The organism is Bifidobacterium polysaccharolyticum (genome assembly GCF_016101585.1).
GTDB lineage: Bacteria > Actinomycetota > Actinomycetes > Actinomycetales > Bifidobacteriaceae > Bombiscardovia > Bombiscardovia polysaccharolytica.
This window is the reverse complement of the sequence record NZ_JACFQG010000001.1, coordinates 645,480-670,292: the sequence shown is the minus strand read 5'-3', so window position 1 is coordinate 670,292 and position 24,813 is coordinate 645,480. Positions and strand designations below refer to the sequence as shown.

Annotated in this window: 19 protein-coding genes and 1 tRNA gene; 12 read left to right on the top strand and 8 right to left on the bottom strand. The window is 61.8% G+C overall.

The annotated features are described in order from the left end of the window. The first annotated feature begins 121 nt into the window (after window positions 1-121). Window positions 122-3,466: a mupirocin-resistant isoleucine--tRNA ligase gene (ileS, locus tag H3T90_RS02705; RefSeq protein WP_198229497.1), complete on the top strand. Its 3,345-nt coding sequence runs from the start codon at window positions 122-124 to the stop codon at window positions 3,464-3,466. 122 nt (window positions 3,467-3,588) lie between these two features. Here ileS and H3T90_RS02700 read toward each other — a convergent pair whose 3' ends face one another. Beyond that, window positions 3,589-4,536, bottom strand: coding sequence for an aldo/keto reductase (locus H3T90_RS02700; RefSeq protein ID WP_198229496.1), 948 nt, complete (start codon window positions 4,534-4,536; stop codon window positions 3,589-3,591). A 167-nt stretch (window positions 4,537-4,703) separates the two neighbouring features. Between H3T90_RS02700 and H3T90_RS02695 the strand changes: the two genes are divergently transcribed. Next, entirely contained in the window at window positions 4,704-5,672 is a 969-nt protein-coding gene (locus tag H3T90_RS02695) for an SPFH domain-containing protein (protein WP_198229495.1), read from the top strand. A 70-nt stretch (window positions 5,673-5,742) separates the two neighbouring features. Here the strand turns inward: H3T90_RS02695 and H3T90_RS02690 are convergent, their stop codons facing one another. Next, on the bottom strand, window positions 5,743-6,594 hold the full coding sequence (locus tag H3T90_RS02690) for a patatin-like phospholipase family protein (RefSeq protein WP_198229494.1): 852 nt from the start codon (window positions 6,592-6,594) through the stop codon (window positions 5,743-5,745). A 68-nt stretch (window positions 6,595-6,662) separates the two neighbouring features. Continuing rightward, window positions 6,663-7,448, bottom strand: a complete 786-nt coding sequence (murI, locus tag H3T90_RS02685) for a glutamate racemase (protein ID WP_198229493.1) — start codon at window positions 7,446-7,448, stop codon at window positions 6,663-6,665. Between the two features lie 67 nt (window positions 7,449-7,515). On the opposite strand from murI, the gene dapF reads away from it, so the two are divergent. Further along, window positions 7,516-8,481 carry a diaminopimelate epimerase gene (dapF, locus tag H3T90_RS02680; protein ID WP_198207251.1) on the top strand — a complete coding sequence of 322 codons (966 nt, stop codon included), beginning with the start codon at window positions 7,516-7,518 and terminating at the stop codon, window positions 8,479-8,481. Here the strand turns inward: dapF and H3T90_RS02675 are convergent, their stop codons facing one another. Continuing rightward, entirely contained in the window at window positions 8,482-9,114 is a 633-nt protein-coding gene (locus tag H3T90_RS02675; RefSeq protein WP_198207249.1) for a vitamin K epoxide reductase family protein, read from the bottom strand. 71 nt (window positions 9,115-9,185) lie between these two features. Between H3T90_RS02675 and H3T90_RS02670 the strand changes: the two genes are divergently transcribed. After that, window positions 9,186-10,073, top strand: a complete 888-nt coding sequence (locus H3T90_RS02670) for a PHP domain-containing protein (protein ID WP_198207247.1) — start codon at window positions 9,186-9,188, stop codon at window positions 10,071-10,073. Between the two features lie 64 nt (window positions 10,074-10,137). Here the strand turns inward: H3T90_RS02670 and H3T90_RS02665 are convergent, their stop codons facing one another. After that, a complete protein-coding gene (locus tag H3T90_RS02665; RefSeq protein WP_046322632.1) occupies window positions 10,138-10,377 on the bottom strand; it encodes a DUF3107 domain-containing protein in 240 nt (79 codons plus the stop codon). Between the two features lie 89 nt (window positions 10,378-10,466). After that, a complete protein-coding gene (locus H3T90_RS02660; protein WP_198229492.1) occupies window positions 10,467-12,107 on the bottom strand; it encodes a phosphotransferase in 1,641 nt (546 codons plus the stop codon). A gap of 103 nt (window positions 12,108-12,210) precedes the next feature. On the opposite strand from H3T90_RS02660, the gene H3T90_RS02655 reads away from it, so the two are divergent. Next, window positions 12,211-13,701: an ATP-dependent helicase gene (locus tag H3T90_RS02655; RefSeq protein WP_198229491.1), complete on the top strand. Its 1,491-nt coding sequence runs from the start codon at window positions 12,211-12,213 to the stop codon at window positions 13,699-13,701. A 25-nt stretch (window positions 13,702-13,726) separates the two neighbouring features. Here H3T90_RS02655 and H3T90_RS02650 read toward each other — a convergent pair whose 3' ends face one another. Further along, the gene (locus tag H3T90_RS02650) at window positions 13,727-15,364 is read right to left on the bottom strand and encodes a zinc-dependent metalloprotease (protein WP_198229490.1); all 1,638 of its coding nucleotides are present in this window, start codon (window positions 15,362-15,364) and stop codon (window positions 13,727-13,729) included. A gap of 94 nt (window positions 15,365-15,458) precedes the next feature. Between H3T90_RS02650 and H3T90_RS02645 the strand changes: the two genes are divergently transcribed. Continuing rightward, a complete protein-coding gene (locus H3T90_RS02645) occupies window positions 15,459-16,325 on the top strand; it encodes a S16 family serine protease (protein WP_141650048.1) in 867 nt (288 codons plus the stop codon). Between the two features lie 51 nt (window positions 16,326-16,376). Continuing rightward, on the top strand, window positions 16,377-16,793 hold the full coding sequence (locus H3T90_RS02640) for a DUF3052 domain-containing protein (RefSeq protein WP_024627263.1): 417 nt from the start codon (window positions 16,377-16,379) through the stop codon (window positions 16,791-16,793). A gap of 146 nt (window positions 16,794-16,939) precedes the next feature. Here H3T90_RS02640 and H3T90_RS02635 read toward each other — a convergent pair whose 3' ends face one another. Then, window positions 16,940-18,529, bottom strand: a complete 1,590-nt coding sequence (locus H3T90_RS02635) for an MDR family MFS transporter (RefSeq protein ID WP_232350491.1) — start codon at window positions 18,527-18,529, stop codon at window positions 16,940-16,942. 75 nt (window positions 18,530-18,604) lie between these two features. Between H3T90_RS02635 and H3T90_RS02630 the strand changes: the two genes are divergently transcribed. From H3T90_RS02630 to H3T90_RS02610, 5 genes are all read left to right on the top strand, one after another. Beyond that, window positions 18,605-18,678, top strand: a tRNA-Val gene (locus H3T90_RS02630). 100 nt (window positions 18,679-18,778) lie between these two features. Next, complete coding sequence (locus H3T90_RS02625) at window positions 18,779-20,551, top strand: DivIVA domain-containing protein (protein WP_198229489.1); 1,773 nt, start codon at window positions 18,779-18,781, stop codon at window positions 20,549-20,551. Next, window positions 20,548-21,822 carry a 1-deoxy-D-xylulose-5-phosphate reductoisomerase gene (gene dxr / locus H3T90_RS02620; RefSeq protein ID WP_232350490.1) on the top strand — a complete coding sequence of 425 codons (1,275 nt, stop codon included), beginning with the start codon at window positions 20,548-20,550 and terminating at the stop codon, window positions 21,820-21,822. The genes H3T90_RS02625 and dxr overlap by 4 nt, the downstream gene beginning before the upstream one ends. Further along, window positions 21,819-23,048: a flavodoxin-dependent (E)-4-hydroxy-3-methylbut-2-enyl-diphosphate synthase gene (gene ispG / locus H3T90_RS02615; RefSeq protein WP_176694635.1), complete on the top strand. Its 1,230-nt coding sequence runs from the start codon at window positions 21,819-21,821 to the stop codon at window positions 23,046-23,048. Before dxr ends, ispG begins: the two co-directional genes overlap by 4 nt. A 101-nt stretch (window positions 23,049-23,149) precedes the next feature. Beyond that, on the top strand, window positions 23,150-24,802 hold the full coding sequence (locus H3T90_RS02610) for an alpha/beta hydrolase family protein (protein WP_198229488.1): 1,653 nt from the start codon (window positions 23,150-23,152) through the stop codon (window positions 24,800-24,802). The last annotated feature ends 11 nt before the right edge of the window (window positions 24,803-24,813 follow it).

The following is a 24,813-nucleotide window of genomic DNA, read 5'->3' as shown; positions in this document are numbered from 1 at the left end:
GCCCAGTTCAAGCGGTCCGGCGCGGGTCATTGGCCGGGCAAGCGAGGTGGTACCGCGGTGGGCCCCATGGGTCCCTCGTCCTCGACATGGCGACATGAACGACCAGCGAGGAGCGTGAACGGTGAATCAGACCACTGATACCTCAGATGCGACAAATCGGGACGGCGAAGTCTATCCCAAGGCGGTGGTGGACCCGGCTCTGGCCAAGGTAAAGCCCAATCCCTCCTTCCCCCACATGGAAGAGTCCGTCCTGGACTATTGGGATCAGGACGACACCTTCAACAAGTCGGTGGATCGTCGTCCGTCCGGCGATCATGCCGACAACGAGTTCGTTTTCTTTGACGGCCCGCCCTTCGCCAACGGCCTGCCTCACTACGGGCACCTGCTGACCGGCTATGTCAAGGATGTCATTCCCCGCTACCAGACCATGAAGGGCCATAAGGTCAACAGGGTCTTCGGTTGGGACACCCACGGTCTGCCCGCCGAGCTGGAGGCCCAGCGCGAGCTCGGCATCGACAGCGTGGATCAGATCGAACAGATGGGCATCGAGAAGTTCAATGACGCCTGCCGTGCCTCGGTGCTCAAGTACACCAGCGAGTGGAAGGACTACGTGCATCGTCAGGCCCGCTGGGTGGACTTCGACCACGGCTACAAGACCCTGGATGTCTCCTACATGGAGTCGGTCATGTGGGCCTTCAAGACCCTCTACGAGAAGGGGCTGGCCTACGAGGGCTACCGGGTGCTGCCCTACTGCTGGAAGGACCAGACCCCGCTGTCCAACCACGAGCTGCGCATGGATGCCGATGTCTATCAGGACCGGCAGGATACCACCGTTTCCGTGGCCGTCAAGCTCAGGGACGAGGATGCCTATGCGGTCTTCTGGACCACAACCCCTTGGACCGTCCCCACCAACCTGGCCATCGTGGTCGGCGCTGACATCGAGTACTCGGAGGTCAGCCCGGTGTCGGGACCCTTCGCCGGCAAGCGGTTCTATATCGCCACGGCCCGTCTGGGCGACTACGCCAAGCAGCTGGGGGAGGACTACCAGGTGGTCCGCACCCTCAAGGGGTCCCAGATGGAGGGCTGGCGGTACTGGCCGGTCTTCCCCTACTTCGCCGGAGAACAGGCCGAATCCGAGGGCGGCACCCCCGGCCCCAATGCCTATACCATTTACACGGCCGACTACGTCGACACTGTGGAGGGCACCGGCCTGGTCCACCAGGCTCCCTATGGCGAAGACGATATGAACACCCTGAATGCCAAGGGCATCCGCAGCGTGGACGTCCTCGATGCTGGTGCTGTCTTCACCGAGCAATGCCCCGATTATCAAGGCATGCAGGCCTTCGATGCCAACATGCCCATCGTCCGCAACCTGCGTGCAGGCGACGGCCCCCTGGCACAGATTCCTGCCGAGCACCGCGCTCTCCTCTTCCAGGAGAAAAGCTACGTCCACTCCTACCCACACTGCTGGCGTTGCGGCACCCCGCTGATTTACAAGCCGGTCTCCAGCTGGTTCGTCTCCGTGACCAAGATCAAGGACCGCCTGCTGGAACTCAACCAGCAGATCAACTGGATCCCCGAGAATGTCAAGGACGGCCAGTTCGGCAAATGGCTGGCCAACGCCCGCGACTGGTCCATCTCCCGCAACAGGTTCTGGGGCTCGCCCATACCGGTCTGGGTCTCGGACGATCCCAAGTACCCTCGGGTGGATGTCTATGGGTCCCTGGATGAGCTCAAGCAGGACTTTGGCCGTTACCCGACCGATGACAAGGGGCAGATCAACATGCATCGGCCCTGGATCGACCAGCTGACCAGGCCCAATCCCGACGACCCGACCGGCAAGTCCACCATGCACAGAATCACCGATGTGCTGGATTGCTGGTTCGAGTCAGGCTCCATGCCCTTCGCGCAGTTCCACTACCCCTTCGAAAACAAGCAGTATTTCGAAGACAGGGACCCCTGCGATTTTGTGGTGGAGTACATCGGTCAGACCCGTGGCTGGTTCTACACCATGCACATCATGTCCACAGCCCTCTTCGACCGGCCGGCCTTCAAGAACGTGATCTGCCACGGCATCGTCCTGGGCTCCGACGGTCAGAAGATGAGCAAGCACCTGCGTAACTATCCGGACGTGAATGAGGTCTTCGACAAGTACGGATCCGATGCCATGCGTTGGTTCCTGATGAGCTCTTCCATCCTGCGCGGCGGCAACCTGGTCGTTACTGCCGATGGCATTCGCGACACGGTCCGTCAGGTCATGCTGCCGGTCTGGAGCTCATACTACTTCTACACGCTCTATGCCAATGCGGCCAACAAGGGTTCCGGCTACCAGGCCCAGGCGCTGACACCGGACCGTGTGGCCGACCTGCCGGAGATGGATCGCTTCCTGCTGGCACGGACCCGTCGGCTGATCCAGTCGGTGCAGAAGGCCTTGGACGACTTCGCCATCTCGGAAGCCTGCGATGCGGTGACTGACTTCATCGATGTGCTGACCAATTGGTACATCCGCAACAACCGCGACCGCTTCTGGAGCGAGGATCACCAGGCTTTCGACACCCTCTACACAGTCCTGGAGGCCTTTGCCCGCGTTCTGGCCCCACTGGCGCCCATGGAAGCTGAGCAGATCTGGCGGGGGCTGACCGGAGGTGAGTCGGTACATCTGGCCGACTGGCCCTTCCTGGCCGACGAGGCAACCGGGCAGGAGACCCAGCTGGGACAGGTCCTGTGCGACGATCCTGCCCTGGTAGCCGCCATGGAGAAGGTCCGCGAGGTGGTTTCGGCCACCCTGGCCCTGCGCAAGGCCGAGCAGATCCGCGTCCGCCAGCCTCTGTCCCGGTTGACCGTAGTGGTTCGTGACCCTGATGCGGCCCGTCCCTATGTGGACGTGCTCAAGTCCGAGCTCAACATCAAGGATGTGGAGTTCTGCACCCTGGACCAGGCCGGTCAGCACGGCCTGCGAATCATCCACGATCTCAAGGTCAATGCCCGTGCGGCCGGACCCCGACTGGGCAAGCAGGTCCAGTTCGTCATCCGTGCCTCCAAGCAGGGCGACTGGTCAGAGCAGGACGGCCATGTGGTCGTCACTACCCCCGATGGACCGGTGGCCCTGGAGCCAGGCGAATACGAGCTGGACAATCGGATCGAGCAGGAGGACGGCTCCCAGGCCGACCGTTCAGCCTCTGCAGCCCTGCCCACTGGTGGCTTCGTCATCCTCGACACCCAGCTGGATGATAACCTCTTGGCTGAGGGCTACGCCAGGGATCTGATACGCCAGGTTCAGGATGCCCGGAAGACCGCAGGTCTGGACATCGCTGACCGGATTCATCTGACCCTGACCCTGCCCGGAGAGGATGCCCCCAAGGCCCAGCAGTTCAGTGACCTGATCGCCCGAGAGACCCTGGCCACCAGCCTGACCGTCAACGCCGGCGATCTGGATCAGCCGCAGGTCGATTTGGTCAAGGCCTGATCGTAGCTGTACAAAAGGGCTTCCATCCTGTATCAGATGGAAGCCCTTTTCCGTTCGACCTGCCTGGCTGGGTGTCCGCTTGTGGCACACTTGGCCGTGCAGCGGGCAGCGAAGTTTGCAGATCAGCCCTTGACCTTGTCGCTGACCTGGTCCAGGGTCTGCATATCCTCGTCGCTCAGTTCCAGATGGGCAGCGGCCAGGAGGGCCGGCAGCTGCTCAGGGGTGCGCGCAGAGGCGATAGGGGCCGCAATCCCAGGCCTGTGGTTGAGCCAGGCCAGGGCTACTGTGGCCAGCTCGACCCCGTGGGCCTTGGCGATGCCGTCCATGGCGGCGACCACATCCAGCCCCTCCTGGGTGAAGAAGTCCTTGACCATGCCCTCACGCTGCTTACCCTTGAGGTCGTCCATGGTCCGGTACTTGCCCGTCAGGAAGCCCGAGGCCAGTGAGAAGTAAGGGAAGACCGCCAGATTCTCGTCCTTGGCAACTGGCATAAGGCCATTCTCGTAGTCCTTGCGGTAGACCAGATTGTATTGCGGCTCCAGGGCCACCGGCAGGGTCAGGCCTTCCTTGCGAGCAATGCTGAACCACTCGCGGATCCGGTCTGGCGTGTAGTTGGACAGGCCGATGGCCCGGACCTTGCCCTCTTTGACCAGCTTGTCAAAGGCTGCTGCGGTCTCCTCCAAGGGGGTGGAGCTGTCGTCGAAGTGGGCGTAGTAAAGATCGATTACATCCAGGCCCAGCCTGAGCAGGGAGGCATCGGCAGCGGCCTCGATATTCTTGGCCGAAAGACCGGAGTACTGGGGGTGCTGGCTGACCTTGGTAGCCACCAGGACCTTGTTGCGGTTGCCGTTCTTGGCCAGCCAGCGGCCCAGGACGATCTCGGATTCGCCGCCGGAGTGGCCGGGGGCCCAGGCTGAGTAGACATCAGCTGTATCGATCAGGTTGCCTCCGGATGCCGTATAGGCATCCAGGACCTGGTCAGACACAGATTCGTCGCTGGTCCATCCAAAGGTGTTGCCGCCCAGGACCAGGGGGAAGATTTCGGCGTCGATGCCGCGTAGTTTTGCCATGTTCATCCTTTCGGGTTGAAGTCTTGTTAAGCCGAGTCTATTACGGCTATAGTGCCCGAACCGATTATTCAGACGAGTCCATCATGTATGGTGATGAGAGGAAAGGCCGGAATGGTGCGGTTTTCAGGTCCGACATACAAGGGTTTTAAGCTCGAAGGAGAACACTCATGCATCTAGGCATCGCCATTGTGATCGCCGTGCTGATTCTGGCGCTGATCATCTTCCTCCTGGGAATTTTCGTGGTGCCCCAGCAGCAGGCGGACGTCATTGAGCGCTTCGGCAAGTACCACCGGGTGGCGCTGGCGGGCATCCACGCCAAGATCCCCCTGGTGGACCGGATAGCCGCCAAGACCAACCTGCGGGTCAACCAGCTGAACGTCAAGCTGGAGACCAAGACCAAGGACAACGTCTTCGTCACCGTGGAGGTCTCCGCGCAGTTCCGTGTGGAGGCGGCCAACGTGGCTACGGCATACTACGAGCTGGTCGATCCGGCGGGCCAGCTGCGCTCCTACATGGAGGATGCTCTCAGGTCAGCCATTCCCGCGCTGAGCCTGGATGATGCCTTCGCCCGCAAGGATGACATCGCCTCCGACGTTCAGCAGACCGTGGGCCAGGAGATGCAGCGTTTCGGATTTTCGGTCATCAAGACCTTGGTCACCGCCATCGATCCGTCCACCCAGGTCAAGCAGGCCATGGACTCCATCAATGCGGCCCAGCGTGAGAAGGAGGCCACCAGGGAGCGTGCCGAGGCCCGACGGATCGAGATCGAGACCCAGGCCAGGGCGGATGCCGAAAAGACCAGGATGCAGGGCGAGGGCCAGGCCAACTACCGGCGGGAGATCGCCAACGGCATTGTGGATCAGATCAACAGTCTTCGGGCCGTAGGTATGGATATCGATGCTGTCAACAACGTGGTGCTCTTCAACCAATATCTGGATGTGATGCGTTCGCTTGCCGAGTCCGACAATGCCAAGACTCTGGTTCTGCCAGCGGCGACCCCTGGCGGCTACAACGAGCTCTTCAACCAGATGACCGCAGCGCTGATGACTGCCCAGAGCAGCCAGGGGAGTGCGGATCCCCGCCACGGTCGCAGGAGTGCAGGCACAGAGAGCGAGACCGGGGCGCCAATACTGTAAGGTTCGTAAAAGAGCTCGACCAAAACAGGAAAAGGAAAACTCCGCATGGAGAGTCGTGCGGGGACGGGGTTCAGCTTTCCAGGAAGTCGGCTATGGCCTCGGCGGCCCGATAGCCCTTGTCGTACATGGCGTTGAGTCCCTTGAGTGACTTGCTCAGTGTGGTCAGCCCGCACAGGCTGTCCGGGGCCAGGATGAGCACCTGGCCCTCCTTTTCGGCCTGCTTGGCCAAGGCGACCTCGTCATTGTAGGTGCGGTAGCGCTCCATCAGGCGCTCGCCGGCCGCTGGATAGGTCCTCGACAGGATCCGGGCCGGCAGGACATCCTTCTTCTGCTCGCGCAGAATATCCCTCTGGCGGGTCAGAACCAGAACGATGCGTTCATAGCCCTCATCCATGGCCTTGCGGACCGGGACCGGGTCGGCGATGCCGCCGTCCAGATAGGGCACTCCATCGATCATGTAGGGCTTGTTGGCCACCGGCACAGTGGACGAGGCCTTGAGGATGTCATAGTCGTCCTGGGCCAGGTCGGACTTGTCAAAGTAGACGGTGGATCCGTCAGTGGCCTTGCAAGCCACTACGGTGAACAGGGCCGGGTTGGCCTTCAGAGCCTGGTAATCCAGCGGGCATTCCCCATCGTGCGCCGAAAGTTTGCCGTAGACGTAGTCCAGGTCGACGAAGGTGTGCTTGGTCAGGAAGTTGCTCACGCTCGCATACTCCTTGCGGGAGGAGTAGACGGTGTAGAAGCGGTAGCAGCGTCTGAGCTGGCCCGACAGGAATGAAGCAAGATTGGCGCTGCCTGCTGAGACCCCATAGCAGTGATCGAAGGTGATGCCCTGCTCCATGCAGCGGTCGAAGACGCCGGCGCCGAAGATGGACCGGTAGCCGCCGCCTACGTCAATGACGGCTGTTCTTTTGCGTGCCATAAGCACCTCGATTCCTGACAGATATCCGAGCTTGATGACAGCTTATGCGTGAACGTCGGACAAGCTGTTCAGGGGCGGCAGGAGGCCAGCAGCCGTTTGGACAAATCCAGCATAGCCGGTGAGGAATCAGAGTTGGCGATCTGTACTCTGCCGGGGCCAGGGCCCTGGTTGAGGGCATCGTCTTGGGTCAGCAGATCCTTGAGGTGGCGGGCCGTTCCCGGGTTGCCGTCGATCAGTGCCAGGCTCGGCGGGCAGATGCGTGCGATAGGCTTGCGGAAGAAGACGAAGTGGGTGCAGCCCAGAACCAAGGCATCCAGAGTCTGTAGGTCATAGGGATCCAAGTAACGGTGCAGGGTGGCATCGACCAGAGCCTGGTCATTCAGCCTGTCAGACTCCACAATGGTCACCAGGTCTGGGCAGGGCTGGGTGAGAATGGTGTGCCTGCCGGAGAACCGAGCCATCAGGCACGAGAACTTGGCCTCCTTCAAGGTCAGCGGGGTTGCCGTGACCAGAACCCGTTGGGGTCGGCCTCCGCCTCGAGTGCAAGCCAGCTTCAGGGCCGGCTCCATGCCGATAACAGGAACCGGGTAGCGCTGGCGCATCTCATCCACGCAGACGCTGGTGGCGGTGTTGCAGGCGATGACCATGGCCTTGACGCCCAGGTCCATGAACCGGTCGCCGATGACATGGCAGCGCTGGGCGATCTGGACCGGCTCCTTGGTGCCGTAGGGAGCGTAGGCGGAATCGCCGAAATAGAGCAGATTCTCTTGGGGCAAAAGCTTCTGGATGGCTGCGGTGACGCTCAGACCGCCGAGCCCGGAGTCGAAGATCCCGATCGGTGCATCTGATGCCATATGATCTGCTCCTTTCGCAGCCGAAGAACCAGCCTAGCCTGTCGCCGAAGGGCCGTACGCTACAAGCATGAGTATTCCCCGGACTGTTTACAAAATGCAAGCCACCGGCAACGATTTCGTGGTCTACGCCGATCCCCGGGGGGATCTGGAACCTACGGCAGACCAGGTGCGGTGGCTGTGTGACCGGCATTTCGGGGTCGGAGCCGACGGGGTGATCCGGCTGACCCATCCGGCCGATGTCAGCGACTTGAACCAGGAGCAGGTGGATGCCTGTGACCGTTTCGGCTGTCAGTGGTTCATGGACTACCGCAACGCGGACGGATCACTGGCGCAGATGTGCGGCAACGGGACGCGAGCCGTCACCCTCTTCGCTCAGAAGCAGGGGCTGACGCCGACCATGGAGGGATCCTCCTTTCTGCTGGGGACCCGGGCAGGGGTCAAGCGGATTGTCTCGCGCAGTCCGATGAAGTGCGATGGCGAGCATGTCTTCAAGGTCAAGGTCGGAGCTTGGCGGTTGGGCTCGGTGGGGCAACAGCTGGTCGACGGCGAGGTCCTAAGAGGCTCGGCTCCTGGCACCTTGGTGGATATGGGCAATCCCCATGCAGTCGTTCTGGCCTCAGCCGCTGCCGAATTGGAGACCGAGGGACTGCCTGGGACCGTGACCGACCTGCTGTCCAGAGCTGATCTGCCTGACCTGGGCGATCTGGATCTGTCGGCTCCCCCCCGGGTCAGGCCCGGGCTGGCTGAGGGACAGAATGTGGAATTCCTGCGTCTGGACGCCTTGAATACTGATAATGGCAGCGGTCGGGCCAGCATGAGGGTCTATGAGCGTGGCGTAGGCGAGACCTTGTCCTGCGGGACCGGTTTGTGCGCCAGCGGAGTGCTGCTTCGAGCTTTGACCGGGGTCGATCACTGGACCATTCAGGTAGGTGGAGGCAGTCTGAAGGTGGACGTGGATCCGAAGGATGTGTGGCTGACAGGACCGGCCAGAATGGTGGCCCGTCTGACCCTGGAGAATATTCCCGGTTGCTGATCAGCCGAAGAGGACGGATCCTTCCACGGCCAGAACAATGGTTGCCAGGGCGACCAGCCAAATCAGGTCGACCATCAGATCGAAGTGCCGCTGGTAGTAGGTCTGCAGCCATTTTGGCCTCTTGCGCGGCAGACCCTGCTGGACGACCGTGGCGTGACTGAAAGCCATGAACTGCAAGCTGGTGGCGAAGGTCATGACCAGGCACCAGGGGCAGAGGGCGTGGATGACGAAGAGCGACTGGGTGAACAGCCAGAGTGCATAGGCCAGGGCGGCAAGCGAGGCGAACCATGTTCCCGCCGCCAGCAGCGCCGGCATCTTGATCCGGCAGAGGCCTACTACGGCCAGCGTCAGGAAGACAGATTCGGCCATCAATCCTAGAAAGGCATTGGGGACCGGCAGGGTGCCCAGGCGAATCAGTTCGGCCTGGGGGGACTGGGCCACGGCAGAGCAGGAGACCACAGAGTTGATGTCACAGCTGAGCTGGCCCTGGGGGTGCCGTGCCAATTGCAGGGTTTCCGCTGACAGGACCAGGCTGGCGTAGAGGGTTGCAAGTGAGGCCAAGGCGGCAATCAGATAGCTGAAGAAGGATCTGGCACCTTGTTGCAGTGATGTTGAAGAGGTCGGTTCGCTCATGGAGTCCATCACCTTAATGGTCGGGAAGGTTCTCTGGGACACTGAATCGTTCACGAGTTTAGGATGGAGGCATGACGCATGAGGATACTGCTAAGGCCTCCGGCTGGGATCTGCACTGCCACACCGTGTTCTCCGACGGCACCGTGACGCCCAGGGGGATGGTTGAGCAGGCGCAGCAGCTGGGTCTGGAAGGTCTGGCCATCACCGACCATGACACCAATGCGGGCTGGGATCAGGCTCGTAAGGCGGCCCAGGACTTGGGGATACCCCTGCTGCCAGGCACTGAAATCACCGCGCAGGATGGCCGTGTATCGGTTCATATGCTGGCCTATCTTTACGATCCTGAGGATCCGGTCATAGCCGGGCTCTTCGCCAAGACCAGGGAAGCCAGGCTGACCAGAACCAGGACTATGGTCGAACGGATTTCACGGGATTATCCGATTACCTGGCAGGATGTGCTGGACCAGGTCAAGGAGGGATCAAAGACCACGGTGGGCCGTCCGCACATCGCCGATGCCCTGGTCAAAGCCGGTGTATATGCCGACCGGAGCCAGGCCTTCGCCGGGGTCTGTTCCTCCGGCAGCGCCTACTATCTGCCTACGCCCTCGCCGACCACCCACCAGGTGCTGGCAGCAGTCAACCATGCAGGCGGCGTCCTGGTCATCGCCCATCCCGGTGCCATCAGCCGCAATCCCATTCTGCTCTCCGACCAGCAGATCGCTGCACTGGCTAGGGAGGGGCTGGGCGGACTGGAGGTCTGGCATCGGGATAATCCGCCAGAGCAGCGTCGACGGCTACTGGCCCTGGCCCAGCGTTGGGGGCTGCTGGTGACCGGAGGATCGGACTGGCACGGTCAAGGCAAGCCCAATCGCATGGGGGAGAACAGCACCAGTGGCCAGGTGGTGGCCCAAATCGTGGACAGGGCCAGGGGAAGTTGTCCGGTGGCCTGGGAGGGTTAGCGAATACAGATCGAGGGCGGCCGGACCAGAAGGATCCGGTCGCCCTCGTCAGGCGAGCACAGCCTCAGTCGGAGGAGCCTCCCAGTACACCGAAGCCCACAGGATGGGTGGTGTCGGAACCGACCACTGCGTAGCCCAAGGACTCCTTGGGGACGATGATGTGCCGACCTTTGTCGTCCACCAGATCGATGGGTCCGCCCTCGTTCAGGGCCCGGGCGATGTGGGCCGCCACCTCGTCCGCCTTGGCGTTGGTGCTGAAGTTGACCGTGCGGGCCACATTCTTGATGCCAAATTCGATATCCATTGCTACCTCCAAGGTTTTTCTCCGTCGCCCAGACCTGCCGGCCCACGGATCTTCCGGTCTCATTATTCGCTGACCCGGGTGATTACGCTCTAAGCGTCCCCGTGATGCTCCTCCTGGGCAGAGCCGGTCTCCGGCGGCGATGCCGATGTCTGTCCCTCTGCAGTGAGCGTGGGAATCTGTTCGGGCAGGGGCTTTTTGGGAATGACGATGGTCTCGGCCTGATTGCTTGGAAGGGTCTGAGCTGACGATGCATCATGCGGTTGGGAAGCGTCCTCTCCCGCTTCAGTGGCATTCGAAGGCTGATTGTTCCCGGACGGGTCTGCGGACGGAACGCTCATTGCAGCCTGCGGTTTCGCTTCGCCATTTGTATCCTCGTCGCCGGTGACCGGATTGCCGATGCCGCGGAAGTGATCGCTCAGGCCTGATTTCTCTTCCTGGGGGACGGAAGCAACAGCTGGTGGCTCGGGTTGGGCGTCGGTGCCAAGGTCTGTGCTCTGGGCCTGCTTGATGGGCTTATTCCTGGCATCGGAGTGGTCCATGACGGTCTGGGCCAGAGCCAGGTCAGCCATTTCCACCCTGTTGATGGCGATGGTGGCCGAGCTTTCATCCGACGTTTCTGTCGAGGCGGAGGCTGGCTCTGGCGTCGGATTCTCCTGTGGCTTGGTTGCAGAGGGGTCTTCAGCCTCATCGTCGCCCAACAGAGTGCCAACAGTGATGGTTGAGGGTGCGCCAGCGGGTGACGGACTTGGCGTCTGCTGCTGGCGACGGGCGCGCTGGTCCTGCTCATGATCGCCCAGCTGCTGAGCCAGGCGCTCAACTTGGGCCTTGAATTGGATGATCCGTTCGTTGTCTGCATGATCGAGAGCGGTGATGAACTCGCCCACCTGCTCCATTTGCAGCCAAAGATTGGCTCGGAGCATGATCAGGTCGTCCAGCCGGGCCCCCATCATCCTGCCATATGCTGCAATGACGGCGTTGCGACGGGACCCGTCCAGCTTGGCGAAGATCCAGGCCAGATCACGAGCTGGATCGTTGACTTGCATGTTCTGCCAGCCGTAGACCCCGCTGAGTCCGGAGCCTGAATAGAGCAGATCGCCGTCGGAGAAGCCTCCGTGCACGGTGCAAGTTTCAAAGGACCAGAGTCCGTCGGTCGCCACAATGGAAGCCCATGAATCAGTGATTTCCTTGGGCACGTGGCCGTCCATGCGCAACCGTTTGATCCATCCGCGCAGTTGTGCTGCGATCTGGGCAGTGGAGAAGGCCGGATAGCCGTGGGTTTTCAGAAAATCAGGGCGCACCCGATGGATGGCGCCGATGGCTGTGCCTGCGGCGGTGCATTCGTTCATGGTCAGCAGGTGGAGGGGACGGATTCGGCCTGGGCAGTGGGTCATAACGGCAACAGCTGTGGTGCCGGTCGGACTGTCGACCCTCTCGCCGGGCTGGTAGGCCAGGATGCGTTCGACCCGGAAGCCCATGGCCGCCATCTCCTTGGCATCGGCCAGGGCCTGAGCCGCCTTGACGCGAGCGGTCAGCCGGCGTTTGCCGGCCTCCGAACTGGTGGCCCAGACGTCGTAGACGTTGCCGGTCGCGTCCTGGACCACGGCACAGTCCACGCCCTGTGCATGGTCCAGGCTGCTGAGCTGGTCACAGTCCCGCGCGCCGGTCATGGGCACCTCGGGCATGGCGGCCGACGCCAGGGCGGCCAGGGTCAGCTTCGTTCGTTCACTCACATTCTCAAGGATAATACAAGGACTGTTGTGGACGCGGTTGTCCACTTGACCACATGGGCACGCCGCCGCTGGTTCCGGTATTGGCCTTTGACACAATGGGGGTATGCATGAGGATGAGGAACGACTGCTGGAGGGTCTGGATCCCGCCCAGCGGCAGGCGGCTACCGTGCTTGACGGGCCTGTGCGGATCGTCGCAGGGGCCGGGGCTGGCAAGACCAGAACCATAACCCGGCGGATGGCCTATGCTTGCGCCAGCGGTAGCTGGGAGCCATCCAGAACCTTGGCAGTGACTTTTTCGGTCCGTGCTGCGGCCGAGATGCGTGATCGTTTGACCAAGCTTGGCGTGTCGTCCTCCCTGCAGGCGGCGACCTTTCACTCGGCGGCCCTGCACCAGCTCAGGCGGGTCTGGCCCCAGGTCAGTGAGACCTACCCTCCCGATCTGATTGAAGATGTGAGCCCCCTGGTGTCCTCCGCCTACCAACGGGTCTGCGGGCAGGAGGCCGACCCGGGCCAGGTCAGGGACCTGACTGCTGAGATCAACTGGGCCAAGGTGGGGCTGATCGCCCCCCAGGACTATGTTCGGGTCTGCTCGGCCAGTCACCGTCTGCCGCCGGCCGGTCTGGAGGCTGATCGGATGGTCGACTTGTACACGGTCTTCGAGAGCTCCAAGGCCGCCCACAACCAGATGGACTTCAACGATATTCTCCTGCTGGTGTGCCACATTTTGGAAGATGATGGTCAGGCTGCTGCAGATATTCGAAACCTAATCGGCTGGCTGACCGTGGACGAGTACCAGGATGTCTCGCCACTGCAGCACCGGCTGCTCAAACTCTGGCTCAACGGCAGGCAGAACCTGTGCGTGGTGGGGGATCCGGCCCAGACCATCTACTCATTCGCGGGGGCCACCTCCTATTACCTGCTGAACTTCCCCCAGGAATTCCCGGGCATTAGGGCTGACCTGGACTTGTCCACCGACTATCGGTCCACGGGAAGGGTTGTCCATTACGCCAACGGCATTCTGGCGCGCTCCCCGGTGCGTGGTGACTATCTGAAGCTGACCTCAGCCCGTCAGGAGGGCAGCAGGGTCGTGATGACCCGTTATGAGGACGATGGTGATGAGGCTGGAGCCGTCGCCTCTCGTATATCTTCAATGATCCGGAAGGGGGCCCGGCCCAGCCAGTTTGCAATCCTGACGCGGATCAACGCCCAGCAGACCCTGATCTGCCGCGCCCTGCACGAACGTGGAATCGGCTACCGGGTGCGCACGGAGTCAGGCTGGCAGAACCAGTCGGTCGATCTGAGCAAGCAGGATGTGCTGGAGCAGCTGGAGGGTGGCATGGGCCAGGGGAGGGTCACGGTCTCCACCATTCATGCCGCCAAAGGATTGGAGTTCGCCCATGTCTTCATCGTGGGCTGTGCCGAGGGGCTGATTCCCTTTGGCTCACCTCCGGAAGGGGATGCCCTGGAGGAGGAGCGTCGCCTCATGTATGTAGGGGTGACCCGGGCCGAGGACACTCTCCACCTTTCCTACGCGGAGCACAAGGACGGCAGCGCCTTCGTCCGACGCGCCCCAAGCCGGTTCATTCACCGCTGAGCGCTACCGATTCGGCCCCCGGAACTCAGGCCTGGTTGCTGTCTGAATCGTCTCTGTCTGGGTCATCCTGGTCGGTATTGCCGTTGTCGGTGTCCTTGGAATCCTTGCCGGCACTCTTTTGGTTGCCCGGGTCCTCATGGTCAGAAGGTTCCTGATCATTTGAAATGTCGGAATCAGAAGCTTCGGAGTTGGCGGAAGCGGTCGAACCGGCAGAGGAATCTTTCTCCTCGGCATTCAATAACTTGTCCAGCTCGGCATCCCAGTCCACCGAGGTGGCGGAAGTGGCGGTTTTCTGCTCGGATTGCCCGTCTGCAGAGGTCGACGCCCCACCTTGGCCGCCTTCATCCTTGACAGGCAGGGAGGGCAGTAGATCAGGATGGGACCAATGGCTGTCACGGCCCTGGACTCCCTCCTCGGTGGTGATGCGTTCCCAGAGGTCGGCGGCCTCACGTAGCTGCTTGGGGTGAAGATGCAGGCCCAGCAGGGACTCGAAGGTCTGTTCGGCCGGTCCGCCCACAGCGCGCTCGCGTCGGGTCATCTCCCGCAGCTGCTCCAAATGGGGCAGGTGGGCCATACCGGCGTTCCAGACCACGCAATCTACCCAGCCGTCGACAAGTGCCAGCAGGTCGCCCAGGCTGTGCAGGGCCTCTTTCTGCTCAGGGGTGTCCTCGATGCCGACATTGCTGAGGTTGATGGCGCCAGCGATGGATTCGGGGTTGATTTGCTCAGCATCGCGCAGCTGGTCCTCCACAGCGTCCAAGTCGATGGAGACTCCACGAGCATACTTGCCAATCAGGGCCTCGAAGCGTGGCATCAGCCAGGGGACGGCGGCGTAGAGCCGGGCATGGGCGGCTTCCTTGAGGGCCATGTAGCGGGTGACCTCATCCAGATCCAGCTCCAGGGATTTGGCGTAGACCTTGATGTTCTGCGGTATGAGGGCTCCAGCAGGGTTCTTCAGTAGCGGGATGCCCTGGTCGAATCCTCCGCGGACCTCCTTGGCCAGCTCGCCAGCGGCCTGCCCCAGCTGCATAGCGAATGAGGTGTTCCCCAGCAGCCTCATCAGCGTGGTCGGATCCTTGAGGTTGTCGGGAAGGGGGATGGGCACAGGTCCAGCGAACATTCCTGAAATCTCGCCTTGGTCGAAGCCATGGAAGCGTTGGCTTATGACGGAGGTCAAGGCCTCGCTGACCGCCTGGGCCACTGGCGAGGCGAACTGAACCCAGGCGTCTATGCTGCCCTCGATCCATCCGGCACGGGTCAGGGCTTCGGTTTGGCCGGGGGCGGGGTCAAAGGCACAGACGGTGTCTAGCCAAAGGTTGGCTTCGCTCATGACTCGGGCCACCCGGTCGCTGTCCTCTGCTGTGACAGTGGTATCAGACTGGTCGGCCCTGGTGCGCCCCAAGGCGATGTTCTTGGCCAGTGCAACGTTGATGGGCCCCTGATCGGCCTGGGCCTGCATGTCGGCCGGGGTATTCAGCCCTCCGGCAGTAAAGGCTTGGATCAGGGCCTGGACCTCGGCGGGTTTGGGTAGCTGATCGGCTCCCTGGGCCGCCATCTGGGAGCGGATGGACTCAGGCAGCTGTGAGAACTGACTCCAGGCCAGCTCGCCCTGCACCGGGCCGAAGCACTCGATGAGCCATTGGTGGATTGCATTCTCGTCCATTGCTTTGTTTCCAGTCCTCGCCAAGGCAGGTCGTCCGCCATCAAGGTTGGCGCCTGCCGGGATTATCGTCTTCATCAACCATAATATTGGAGCTATGACACTTCCGCACGGGAAATCGGATCACTGCGCCACAGGCGCACCCGAAAGGCGAATCGGGACGCTTGGCGGACCCACCCGGAAAATGCTGGTCGGCGGTCTTTTGATCATTTTGGCCCTCTTGGTGCTTTTCCTCCCCTCGCCTTATACCATCGAGACACCGGGCCCTACCCAGGATGTGCTGGGAAGTTCAAAAGGCTCACCGGTCATCAAGGTGAAAGGCGGGCAGGTCCACCATGACAAGGGCCGCTTGCTGATGACCACGGTCAATGCCCGCGGAATCCCCGGCTACCCGGCCTCCAATCTGGATGCCCTGGTGGGCTGGGCCGACCCCCACGCGACGGTTCTTCCACAGGAGGCCGTGGTGCCTCCCGGGCAGAGCGTTGAGGAGTACAAGCGCCAGGAGCAGGGCGACATGCACGGCTCCCAGAAAGCCGCCTCGGCCCAGGCCCTGGCCTTTCTCAAGGCTCGTGGGTATGACGTGTCAGGCCTGCAGTTCAGCATGAGAGTGGCCGACATCGGCGGTCCCTCGGCGGGGCTCATGTATACCCTGGGGGCCATCGACAAGATCACCCCTGAGCAGGAAACCGGCGGTTTGACCATCGCCGGAACCGGCACTATTAACCAAAAGGGACAGGTCGGTGCTATCGGCGGCATCCAGCTGAAGATGCTGGGCGCCAAGCGGGACGGCGCCACCTGGTTCCTGGCCCCGGCGGCCAACTGCTCACAGGTGGCAGGCCATGTGCCACAGGGGCTGCGTGATGTGCGGGTGTCCACCTTGGACGAGGCTTACAAGGCCCTGGTGGCCATCGGCCATGGCCAGGGGGAGGGGCTGCCCCACTGCACGGCCACCAAGGGCAAATAAGACAAGGCCGGTCCAATTGGTGAATTCCGGCAGTGTTGTTATGCTGAAACCGTGGCTGAGACTACAACCTATACAGCGGAAGAGTTCGGGTTTCATCCCGGCGATATTGTTCAGGAATGGATGTGGGACGACGATGTCGACGACGGGATTCGGACCAGGATCGAGGATCTGACCGGCGAAGAGCTGGTGGATGAGGACTATGACGCAGCCGTGGATGGGGTCATCATCTGGTGGCGGGACGGCGATGCCGAGGACGATCTGGCGGACACCATAATGGATGCCTCGGCCATGGTCAACAAGGGCGCGCCTTTCTGGGTGCTGACCCCGAAACCAGGCAGACCTGGGGCATCGGCGCCGGGGGTCGTCTCCAATGCGGCCAAGACGGCGGGCATGAACGCCTTAATGCCTACCACCGTCAGCAAGGATTGGAACGCCACTCAGCTGCGGGCCTTCGGTAAGGGCAAGTAAAACTTCTGGCTGTTCCGAGGCTTACGGCAGTCAGACATATTGCATAAGCGCCAATGAACGAGGTGGTGGGCATCGGTTGAGCCCGATGCCCACCACCTCGTTTTCATCATGAGAAATTCCCGAAGGAATCCGGACGGCCAATGGAATTACTGCTTGTCCTTCTTGGCAACGGCAGGAGCCACCGTCGTGGCCTTGTTCTGATATTCGGCCAGCAGGGTCCGCGAGCGTATGTCGCAGAGGTTGGCCACCAGAGCCATGAGCAGGATGATCAGGCCCACTAGGAAGATCCAATGCAAACCGTTGAAGACGATGGTGCGGGCTGGGCCAAGCAGGCGGGAGGGGATGCTCCCTGCCGTAGCCGGGTTGATCATGCTGTTCATCATGTCCTCAGTCAGTCCCTTATGCTGAGGCACCTCGCGAGCAATTACCGTGTTCATGACGATGCCGAAGATGGAGACCATCAGGGTTTGCCCCAGGGAACGGGCCAGGGTGTTGAAGCTGGTCGAGGCGCCTACGTCGCCTGCGGGCACCACGCTCTGGGCGGTGATGGTTGATGTGGTGATGGTTAGGCCGAAGCCGAAGCCGACCACGGCCGAGATGATCAGAAAGACCCAGTAGGCGGTGGCCTGGGGAACGGCTATGTAGCAGATGCAGGCCGTCAGGATGAAGGCCAGGCCGATGTTGGTGGCCCGGTGTGGCGGATGGTGCATGGTCAGCGGTCCAGCAAGGTAGGCGCCCAGGAGCCAGAGAATGGAGGATGGAGTGACCACAAAGCCGCCCAGGGAGGGGTTCATCCCCAGCACGGATTGCATCCAGATGGGCATGTAGGTGTCGAAGCCCATGAGGAATCCGGCCACCAGGAGCATGCAGATGTTCTGGATGACGAAGGTCCTGATGCGGAAGAGTCGCAGAGGCAGGATGGGATCCTCCTGGTGGCCCTCCACATGAAGAAGCAGGGCAAAGGTGACCACGGTGGCCGCAGCCAGGATCAGGGTGATGCGCGCATCGCCCGCCGAACCCAGGCTCTGCAGGCAGAGCATGAGACAGATCAGGCAGATGCTGAGCAGTCCGATGCCCATGTAGTCGACGCGGGTTTCACGCGCCTGGATATGCTCGCTCAGGAAGAGCTGAATCATGATGATGACCAGCAGTCCGATGGGCACATTGATGGCGAAGACCCAGTGCCAGCTTATCTGCTGGACGATGAAGCCTCCCAGCAGAGGGGCGATGATGGAGGCGATGCCCCAAGCCGAGCCGTTCAGGCCGATCATGCCCGCCCGCTTGTCCAGTGGATAGATGTCGGCCAGAACCGTGTAGGTCAGCGGCTGGATGGCACCTGCCCCCAGGCCCTGCAGAAAACGGGCGCCGATCAGCTGGGGCATGGACTGGGACAGGGCACACAGGGTGGACCCGATGACGAAGACCAGCAGGCCGATGGTCAGCAGCGGTTTGCGGCCAAAGCGGTCTGAAAGCTTGCCGTAGATGGGCGTGGTAACCGCCGTCATGAGCAGATAGATGGAGTAGACCCAGTTCATGATGGACAGCCCATGCAGGTCCCCGATGATGGTGGGCATGGCGGTGGAGACGATGGTCCCCTCGATAGCCGTCATAAAGGTGGCAATGAAGACCGCCACCGTCACCAGGGTGCGATTGGTCTTCCTGCCACTGCCTGTATCGACTGTCTGTGACAATCCGAACCCCCTGTCGTATGGTGTGTTGCTCTTGTTTGCGGACAATGGCCGCGAATTCCTAGTGGATTATAGCCGCACCGTGCGGCCTTGTCACCGTGTATTCTGGTAAGGTAGTGTGCTGGTCCCGTGGCTCAGTTGGTTAGAGCGCCACCTTTACACGGTGGATGTCCCCGGTTCGAGTCCGGGCGGGACCACAGGGGTCATTAGGGGGCGTGCCCGAAGTCGAGTCTTAACGCTCACGTAGAATCGATGCACGACGATCGTTGACAAGAAAGGTCAGGAGGTCGATGCCTGATGTCAGCTAAGCCTGATGCCCGTGGAACCGAGGCGACCATCGCGCGCTCGGGCAAGCGCAAGTGGGGATATGACACCAAGCAGGTGGATGCCTTCCTGGAGCGGGCGCACTCACTTTATGAGAGCCAGGACCCTGATTTGACCCAGGAGGAGATAGCCAATGCCTCCTTTGACCTGTGCAAGAACGGCTATATCATCACCCAGGTAGATGCTGCCCTCTCCCGACTGGAGAGGGTGATTTCCGACAGGCAGACCAGTCTGGAGATAGCCCGGGTGGGCGTGGATGGTTGGACGACCAGGATGGTCAGTCTGCAATCAGAGCTGACCGCTCATGCCGGCAGACCCTCGGGCAGCGTTTTCAAGCGCGGGGATGCTGGTATGCCCTCATACGACTGCAGGCAGGTGGAGCGGCTGATCGAGCAGGTTCTCAACAAGACTTCTGACCAGCTCAACCTGCAGGAGGGTCGGAAGACGGACTCGGGCAAGTCGAAGAACACCGACATCACGGCTGACCGCGTCTCCAATGTCATCTTCACTCAGCGGCGAGGGTCCAAGGGTTATGACGAGCGTCAGGTGGACTTCTTCCTGGCCAAGGCAGTTGAGCTCCTGGAGCAGCTTGAGTCCTTTGCGCGGGTTAGCGAAAAGGCAAAGAGAGCCAGCGAGAGTTCGACGGCGCCCGCTGCTGTTCCTGCGCAGCCGCGGCTTCCGGTCCAGGACTCTTCATCTTCCGGCGTTCAGCCGCTGATCGGACAGAGCCAGGCACCGGCATGGAGCACTCCCAGTGCCTCCGCTCTTGCGGGTGACCAGAGCAGTCAGGATGATTTCGCTCAACTGCACCAGGCAGAGCGGGCCATCTTCGAGGCTCCGGCCGCCAGCACGAAGACGACACCTACGACGCCGACGGCGCAGCCCAACAGTTCTCTGAGTGCTCTGGCTTCGGCGGTCAACCAGCGGCTTGCCCAGGAAGGCGCTGGGGCAGCCGTAGGTGCTGGCGCCACAGCTGTCGGTGCAACGGGTGTTGATACACCCTCTTCGGCAGCGGCGGCGGCAGCTCCTGCCTCTTCTTCTGCGAGGTCGGCCTCATCGTCCGGATTCAGCGGTGGATCTGCTATTGCCCCTGCCAATCCCGCAGTCTCCGGTCAACAGGAATCGGTCATGTCCGCTTCGGTGCCGCCAGCGGCTACAGACCCGGCATCTGCACCAGCCCGTACCACTCCTGCGGCACCTGCGTCGGCTGTACAATCAGTGCCGTTCAGCTCTGCGGCACCTTCTTCCTCTTCTCCAGCACTGCAGACTCCAGAGCCGACGGTATTCCACCAGACCGAATCGGCACCTGTCGCTTCCGCCCCCTCCACCTCGGCTGGGACTGCGTTCGACCCCTCCGCAAGGCCAGAATCGCCAGCGTCTGCCTCGGCAGGTGCTGACGCTGTCGCTTCGTCTACACCAGGTGCCGCCTCGGTTATCTCTTCGCCATTCGTCGATGGCCATCTGGGCGCTGGCGGACCCTTGGGCAGCTATGAGGAACCGGCATCAGCAGCGCCTGAGACCCGTGAACGTCCCTGGGCAGAAACAGCCGGAAGCAGCACGGATACGCCCGACTGGGCCAAGCCCCGGTATTCGCAAAACACGCGTGGGAATAAACAGGACCAAGATCCGGATTCTTATCTGGCCTCCCTGCTCAATCAGGATCTGCCCAAGATGGATCTGGACATCCCCGATATTTCTTTCCCCGCCTTCGGTGACGAGGGAGAGCAGGATAAAGGCGGTCGATGAGTCATCTTGCAGTGATGAGTGAAAGTAGGCAGGCCGATTTGTTGGCCGGTAGTGAACGCACCTTGGCAGACTGGTCGCCCAGGGATGATGACCAGGGGCCTCGTAGCCTGGTCATCCTGGGATCCACAGGGTCTATCGGCACGCAGGCTCTGGATCTAATCAGTCGTCATAGGGATCGGTTCCAGGTGACTGGATTGGCCGCTGGCGGCGCGCATGTCGAGCTTCTGGCCCGCCAGGCCCGCGATTTTGGCGTGACTCGTCTGGCTCTGGCCGACAAGGCCCAGGTTCCGGCTCTGCATCGGGCTCTCGAAGCCATTGGATTGACTGGCATCCAGGTGGAGGCAGGCATGGAGGCGGTTCAGGCTCTGGCCGGTTCCGGCAGTGATCTGGTCCTCAACGGCATCACTGGGTCTGTCGGTCTGCGTCCATCCATTGCGGCCCTGCAGGCCGGATCCCAACTGGCTCTGGCCAACAAGGAGTCCGTGGTGGCCGGAGGCCATCTGCTCTTTGACGCCGAGATACGGCCGGGCCAGATCAACCCGGTCGACTCCGAGCATTCGGCCATCTGGCAATCCCTGCGTTCGGGGCAGCATGGAGAGGTAGCCCGTCTGGTGGTCACTGCCTCAGGAGGTCCCTTCCGGGGTTGGAGCCGCCAAGCCATGCGTGAGGTCACCCCTGAACAGGCCTTGAACCATCCGACCTGGTCCATGGGTCCGGTGGTCACCATCAACTCCTCCACCATGGTCAACAAGGGTCTGGAGGTCATCGAGGCCAGCAGGCTCTTCCGCATCGAGCCCGAGCGGATCACCGTAGTGGTCCACCCCCAGTCCGTGGTCCACTCCATGGTCCAGTTCCAGGACGGGGCCACCATAAGCCAGGCCTCGCCTCCTGACATGCGTCTGCCCATTGCCTTGGGTCTGTCGGCGCCCGTCCGTCTTGACAATGTGGCTGCGGCTTGTGACTGGTCCAAGGCCAGCACCTGGACTTTCGAGCCGCTGGATGACGAGGCCTTCCCGGCGGTAAACCTGGCCAGGCGGGCTCTGGGAAGCTGCGAGCCCATGACTGCGGTCTTCAATGCCGCCAACGAGCAGGCGGTCCGGGCCTTCCTGAATCACCAGCTGCCTTACCTGGACATCGTCAAAACCATCCGTTCAGTCATGGACGCCATGGAAACGCATCTTCCGGGAACATTCACATCCGTGGAGGTAATGGAGCAAGTCGAGCATGAGGCACGCCAAAGGGCCGATGCTTTGATAGACATGACAGCGTGAGTAGCATTCTCAAGACCGAACAGTCAACATCCTCCCAAGGGTTCCGCAAGACAGGCGAGCAGGCCATCAGTCAGACTCCGCTGCATCCTCGTCGCCGTTCCCGTCGGATCATGGTGGGGCCTGTGCCGGTCGGCGGGGGTGCCCCAATTTCGGTGCAGTCCATGACCAACACGGTCACAGCTGACATCAATGCGACCTTGCAGCAGATCGCCGAGTTGGCCGCCGCCGGCTGCGATATCGTACGAGTGGCTGTGCCCAGCCAGGATGATGCCGACGCGCTTCCCATCATTGCGAAGAAGTCGCCCATCCCGGTCATCGCCGACATTCACTTCCAGAGCAAGTACGTTTTCCAGGCCATCGACGCGGGCTGCGCAGCCGTCAGGGTCAACCCGGGCAACATCCGCAAGTTCGACCAGGTCGGTCCAGATATCTGCAAGGCTGCTACGGATGCGGGCATCTCCCTGCGCATCGGAGTCAACGCCGGCAGCCTGGACAAGGACATCTACGCCCGCTACGGCGGCCCCACCCCTGAGGCCCTGGTGGCCTCGGCCTTGAAAGAGGCCCACATGTTCGAGGACGTGGGCTTCCACGACTTCAAGATCTCCGTCAAGCACCACGATCCCGTTACCACAGTCCAGACCTACAGGCTCCTGGCATCCAAGGGCGACTGGCCCCTGCACCTGGGCGTGACCGAGGCCGGACCATCCTGGCAGGGGACCATCAAGTCCTGCCTGGCCTTCGGCGCGCTCCTGGCTGAGGGCATCGGCGACACCATCCGGGTATCCCTGTCCGCACCGCCTGTGGAAGAGGTCAAGGTGGGCTGCAAGATTCTGGAATATCTGGGGCTCCGCCAGCGCCACTTCGACATCATCTCCTGCCCCTCCTGCGGCAGGGCCCAGGTGGATGTAATCGAGCTGGCCAAGGAAGTGACCGAGGGTCTCAAGGACATCACCGCCCCCATCCGGGTGGCTGTCATGGGTTGCATCGTCAACGGCCCAGGTGAAGCCAGGGAGGCTGACCTTGGGGTGGCTTCGGGCAACGGCAAGGGCCAGATCATCATCAAGGGCAAGGTGGTTCAGACAGTGCCTGAGGATCAGATCGTCCCCACCCTGCTGGAACGGGCCAAGGAAATCGCTGCCCAGATGGATGCCAAGGCGGCGGTCCAGGGTGAAACCCTGCCGGAGGTAGGTCCCATGGTGGTTCCGGTCACGGGCCGTGCCAGCTGAGCGCGTAAGCACCATCCTCGCCACCGGTTACAATGGCCGTCGTGTCCCAAGAGGTTGAGCGTTCCCTCCCCGCGAGCCGGTGGAGCAGGGTCAGGCGGCTGATGACCAGTCTGCCTGTCTTCGTCATCCTCATGGGTCTGCTGGCCTCTGTCTCCCACTTGACCGCCGTCCCCTGGAAATACGAACCAGTGGATCAGAATTTTCCCACGCTGACGCCGGACACCGCGGTCACCTTCGACTGGCCTGCCGGGGTTGCCAGGGATACCGTGGGGCAGTATCAGGTCGAATCCCGCCACCAGGAAATGAGCGTGGAGAGGCCTGCCACAGGTGAGCACCAGCGCATCCGAATATTGATTCGCACTCCTCAGGGGGCTTCAGGCCATAGGCCGGCTGTAGTTTTCATGCATGGCGCCGGTTACGGCACCTGCGATAACTCCTTCGGAGACGTAGCCCGGACCCTGGCCTCTGCTGGCTTCGTCACCGCCGTGCTGGACAAGCCGGTCTGGTCCACCACGGATGCTGATCGGGATTATCCAGCCTCAGCCAGGGCCTACGAGCGGGTTGCCAATCTGCTGCGCGACCGGGATGATGTGGATGCATCCAAGGTAGGCATATATGCCACCAGCGAGAGCACTTGGATTGCCGCCATGTTGCTGACCATGGATCACAGGATCGCCTTCCAGATCCTGCTGAGTCCCATGGTCTATTCACCACGGCATGCTATGGGCTTCTTCGTGGCCCAGGACTTTGCAATTGCCGGGGCCAACCAGGGCTACCAGTCGGTGGTCCGTCGGCTCTTCAGCACTGATGCCACCCTTTTGGGCCTGAACAATCTGGACATCGACCCCACCGACCGCTACACCTATGCCATTCCCACCCTGCTGGCCTACGGGGCCAAGGATGTCATGACCGCCCAGGTGGAAGGGGTGCAACGCGTGCTTTCCCAGGCCCATGCCTCCGGCAATGAGAATGTAACTGTGCGGTCCTACCCCGTCTCCAACCATGTGCTGCGGCTGGGGGATGAGGCCCGGACCGGCACGCCCCTGGCCGACCACTACCAGCAGGACATGATCGATTGGGCGGTGGGTCAGGTCCATGGCCTGCATCAGACCAGTCCCAGCGTGGGCGGGGCCACCATCCACCAGTCCATCGCCGTGCCTACTGACCTGCGGGGGAGGCGTTCGCTGACCATCTATATGCTGGTCCTGCATATGCTGACCCTGGTTCTTTTGCTGGCGGCTCTGGTCATGGCCGTGGTGGCCGGCCTGATGAAAGTGTTCCGTCTGCGCCGACGCAAGGACCCGGTTCTGGGCTTCAGCCATGGTTTCGGCGGGACCTTGGTCACCATCACTGGTACCACCCTGGCTACCCTGGTCCTTTTCGGAGCGGGTCTGGGTCAAGTCATCATGGCCGTGGTACGCCTGGGTTGGGGTGGCGTGCCAGACCAGGCGGGGGTCAGCTACTGGAGCTGGCCGGTCATCCAGGTGGTCTGCGCACTGGTCATCTGGGCCTGGTCGCGCACCTTCGCCCGCATGGTCGAAGTAGCCTCCCTAAGGGGATTGGACCGGCTGCCCGACCAGGTCCGCACAAGCAAGGCCGGCGGCCCCACTTTGCGTCAGCAGATGCGGAACTTGGATCCCAGGCCTGTTCTGGCCTCCACCCGCTTTGGCGTTGCCATCTTCATCGTCACCACCTTGGCCATGTTCGGAGTCCTGCTGATCTTCGCCTTCTGGGGCCTGTTCATCTATCAATGAAAGGACGGGTC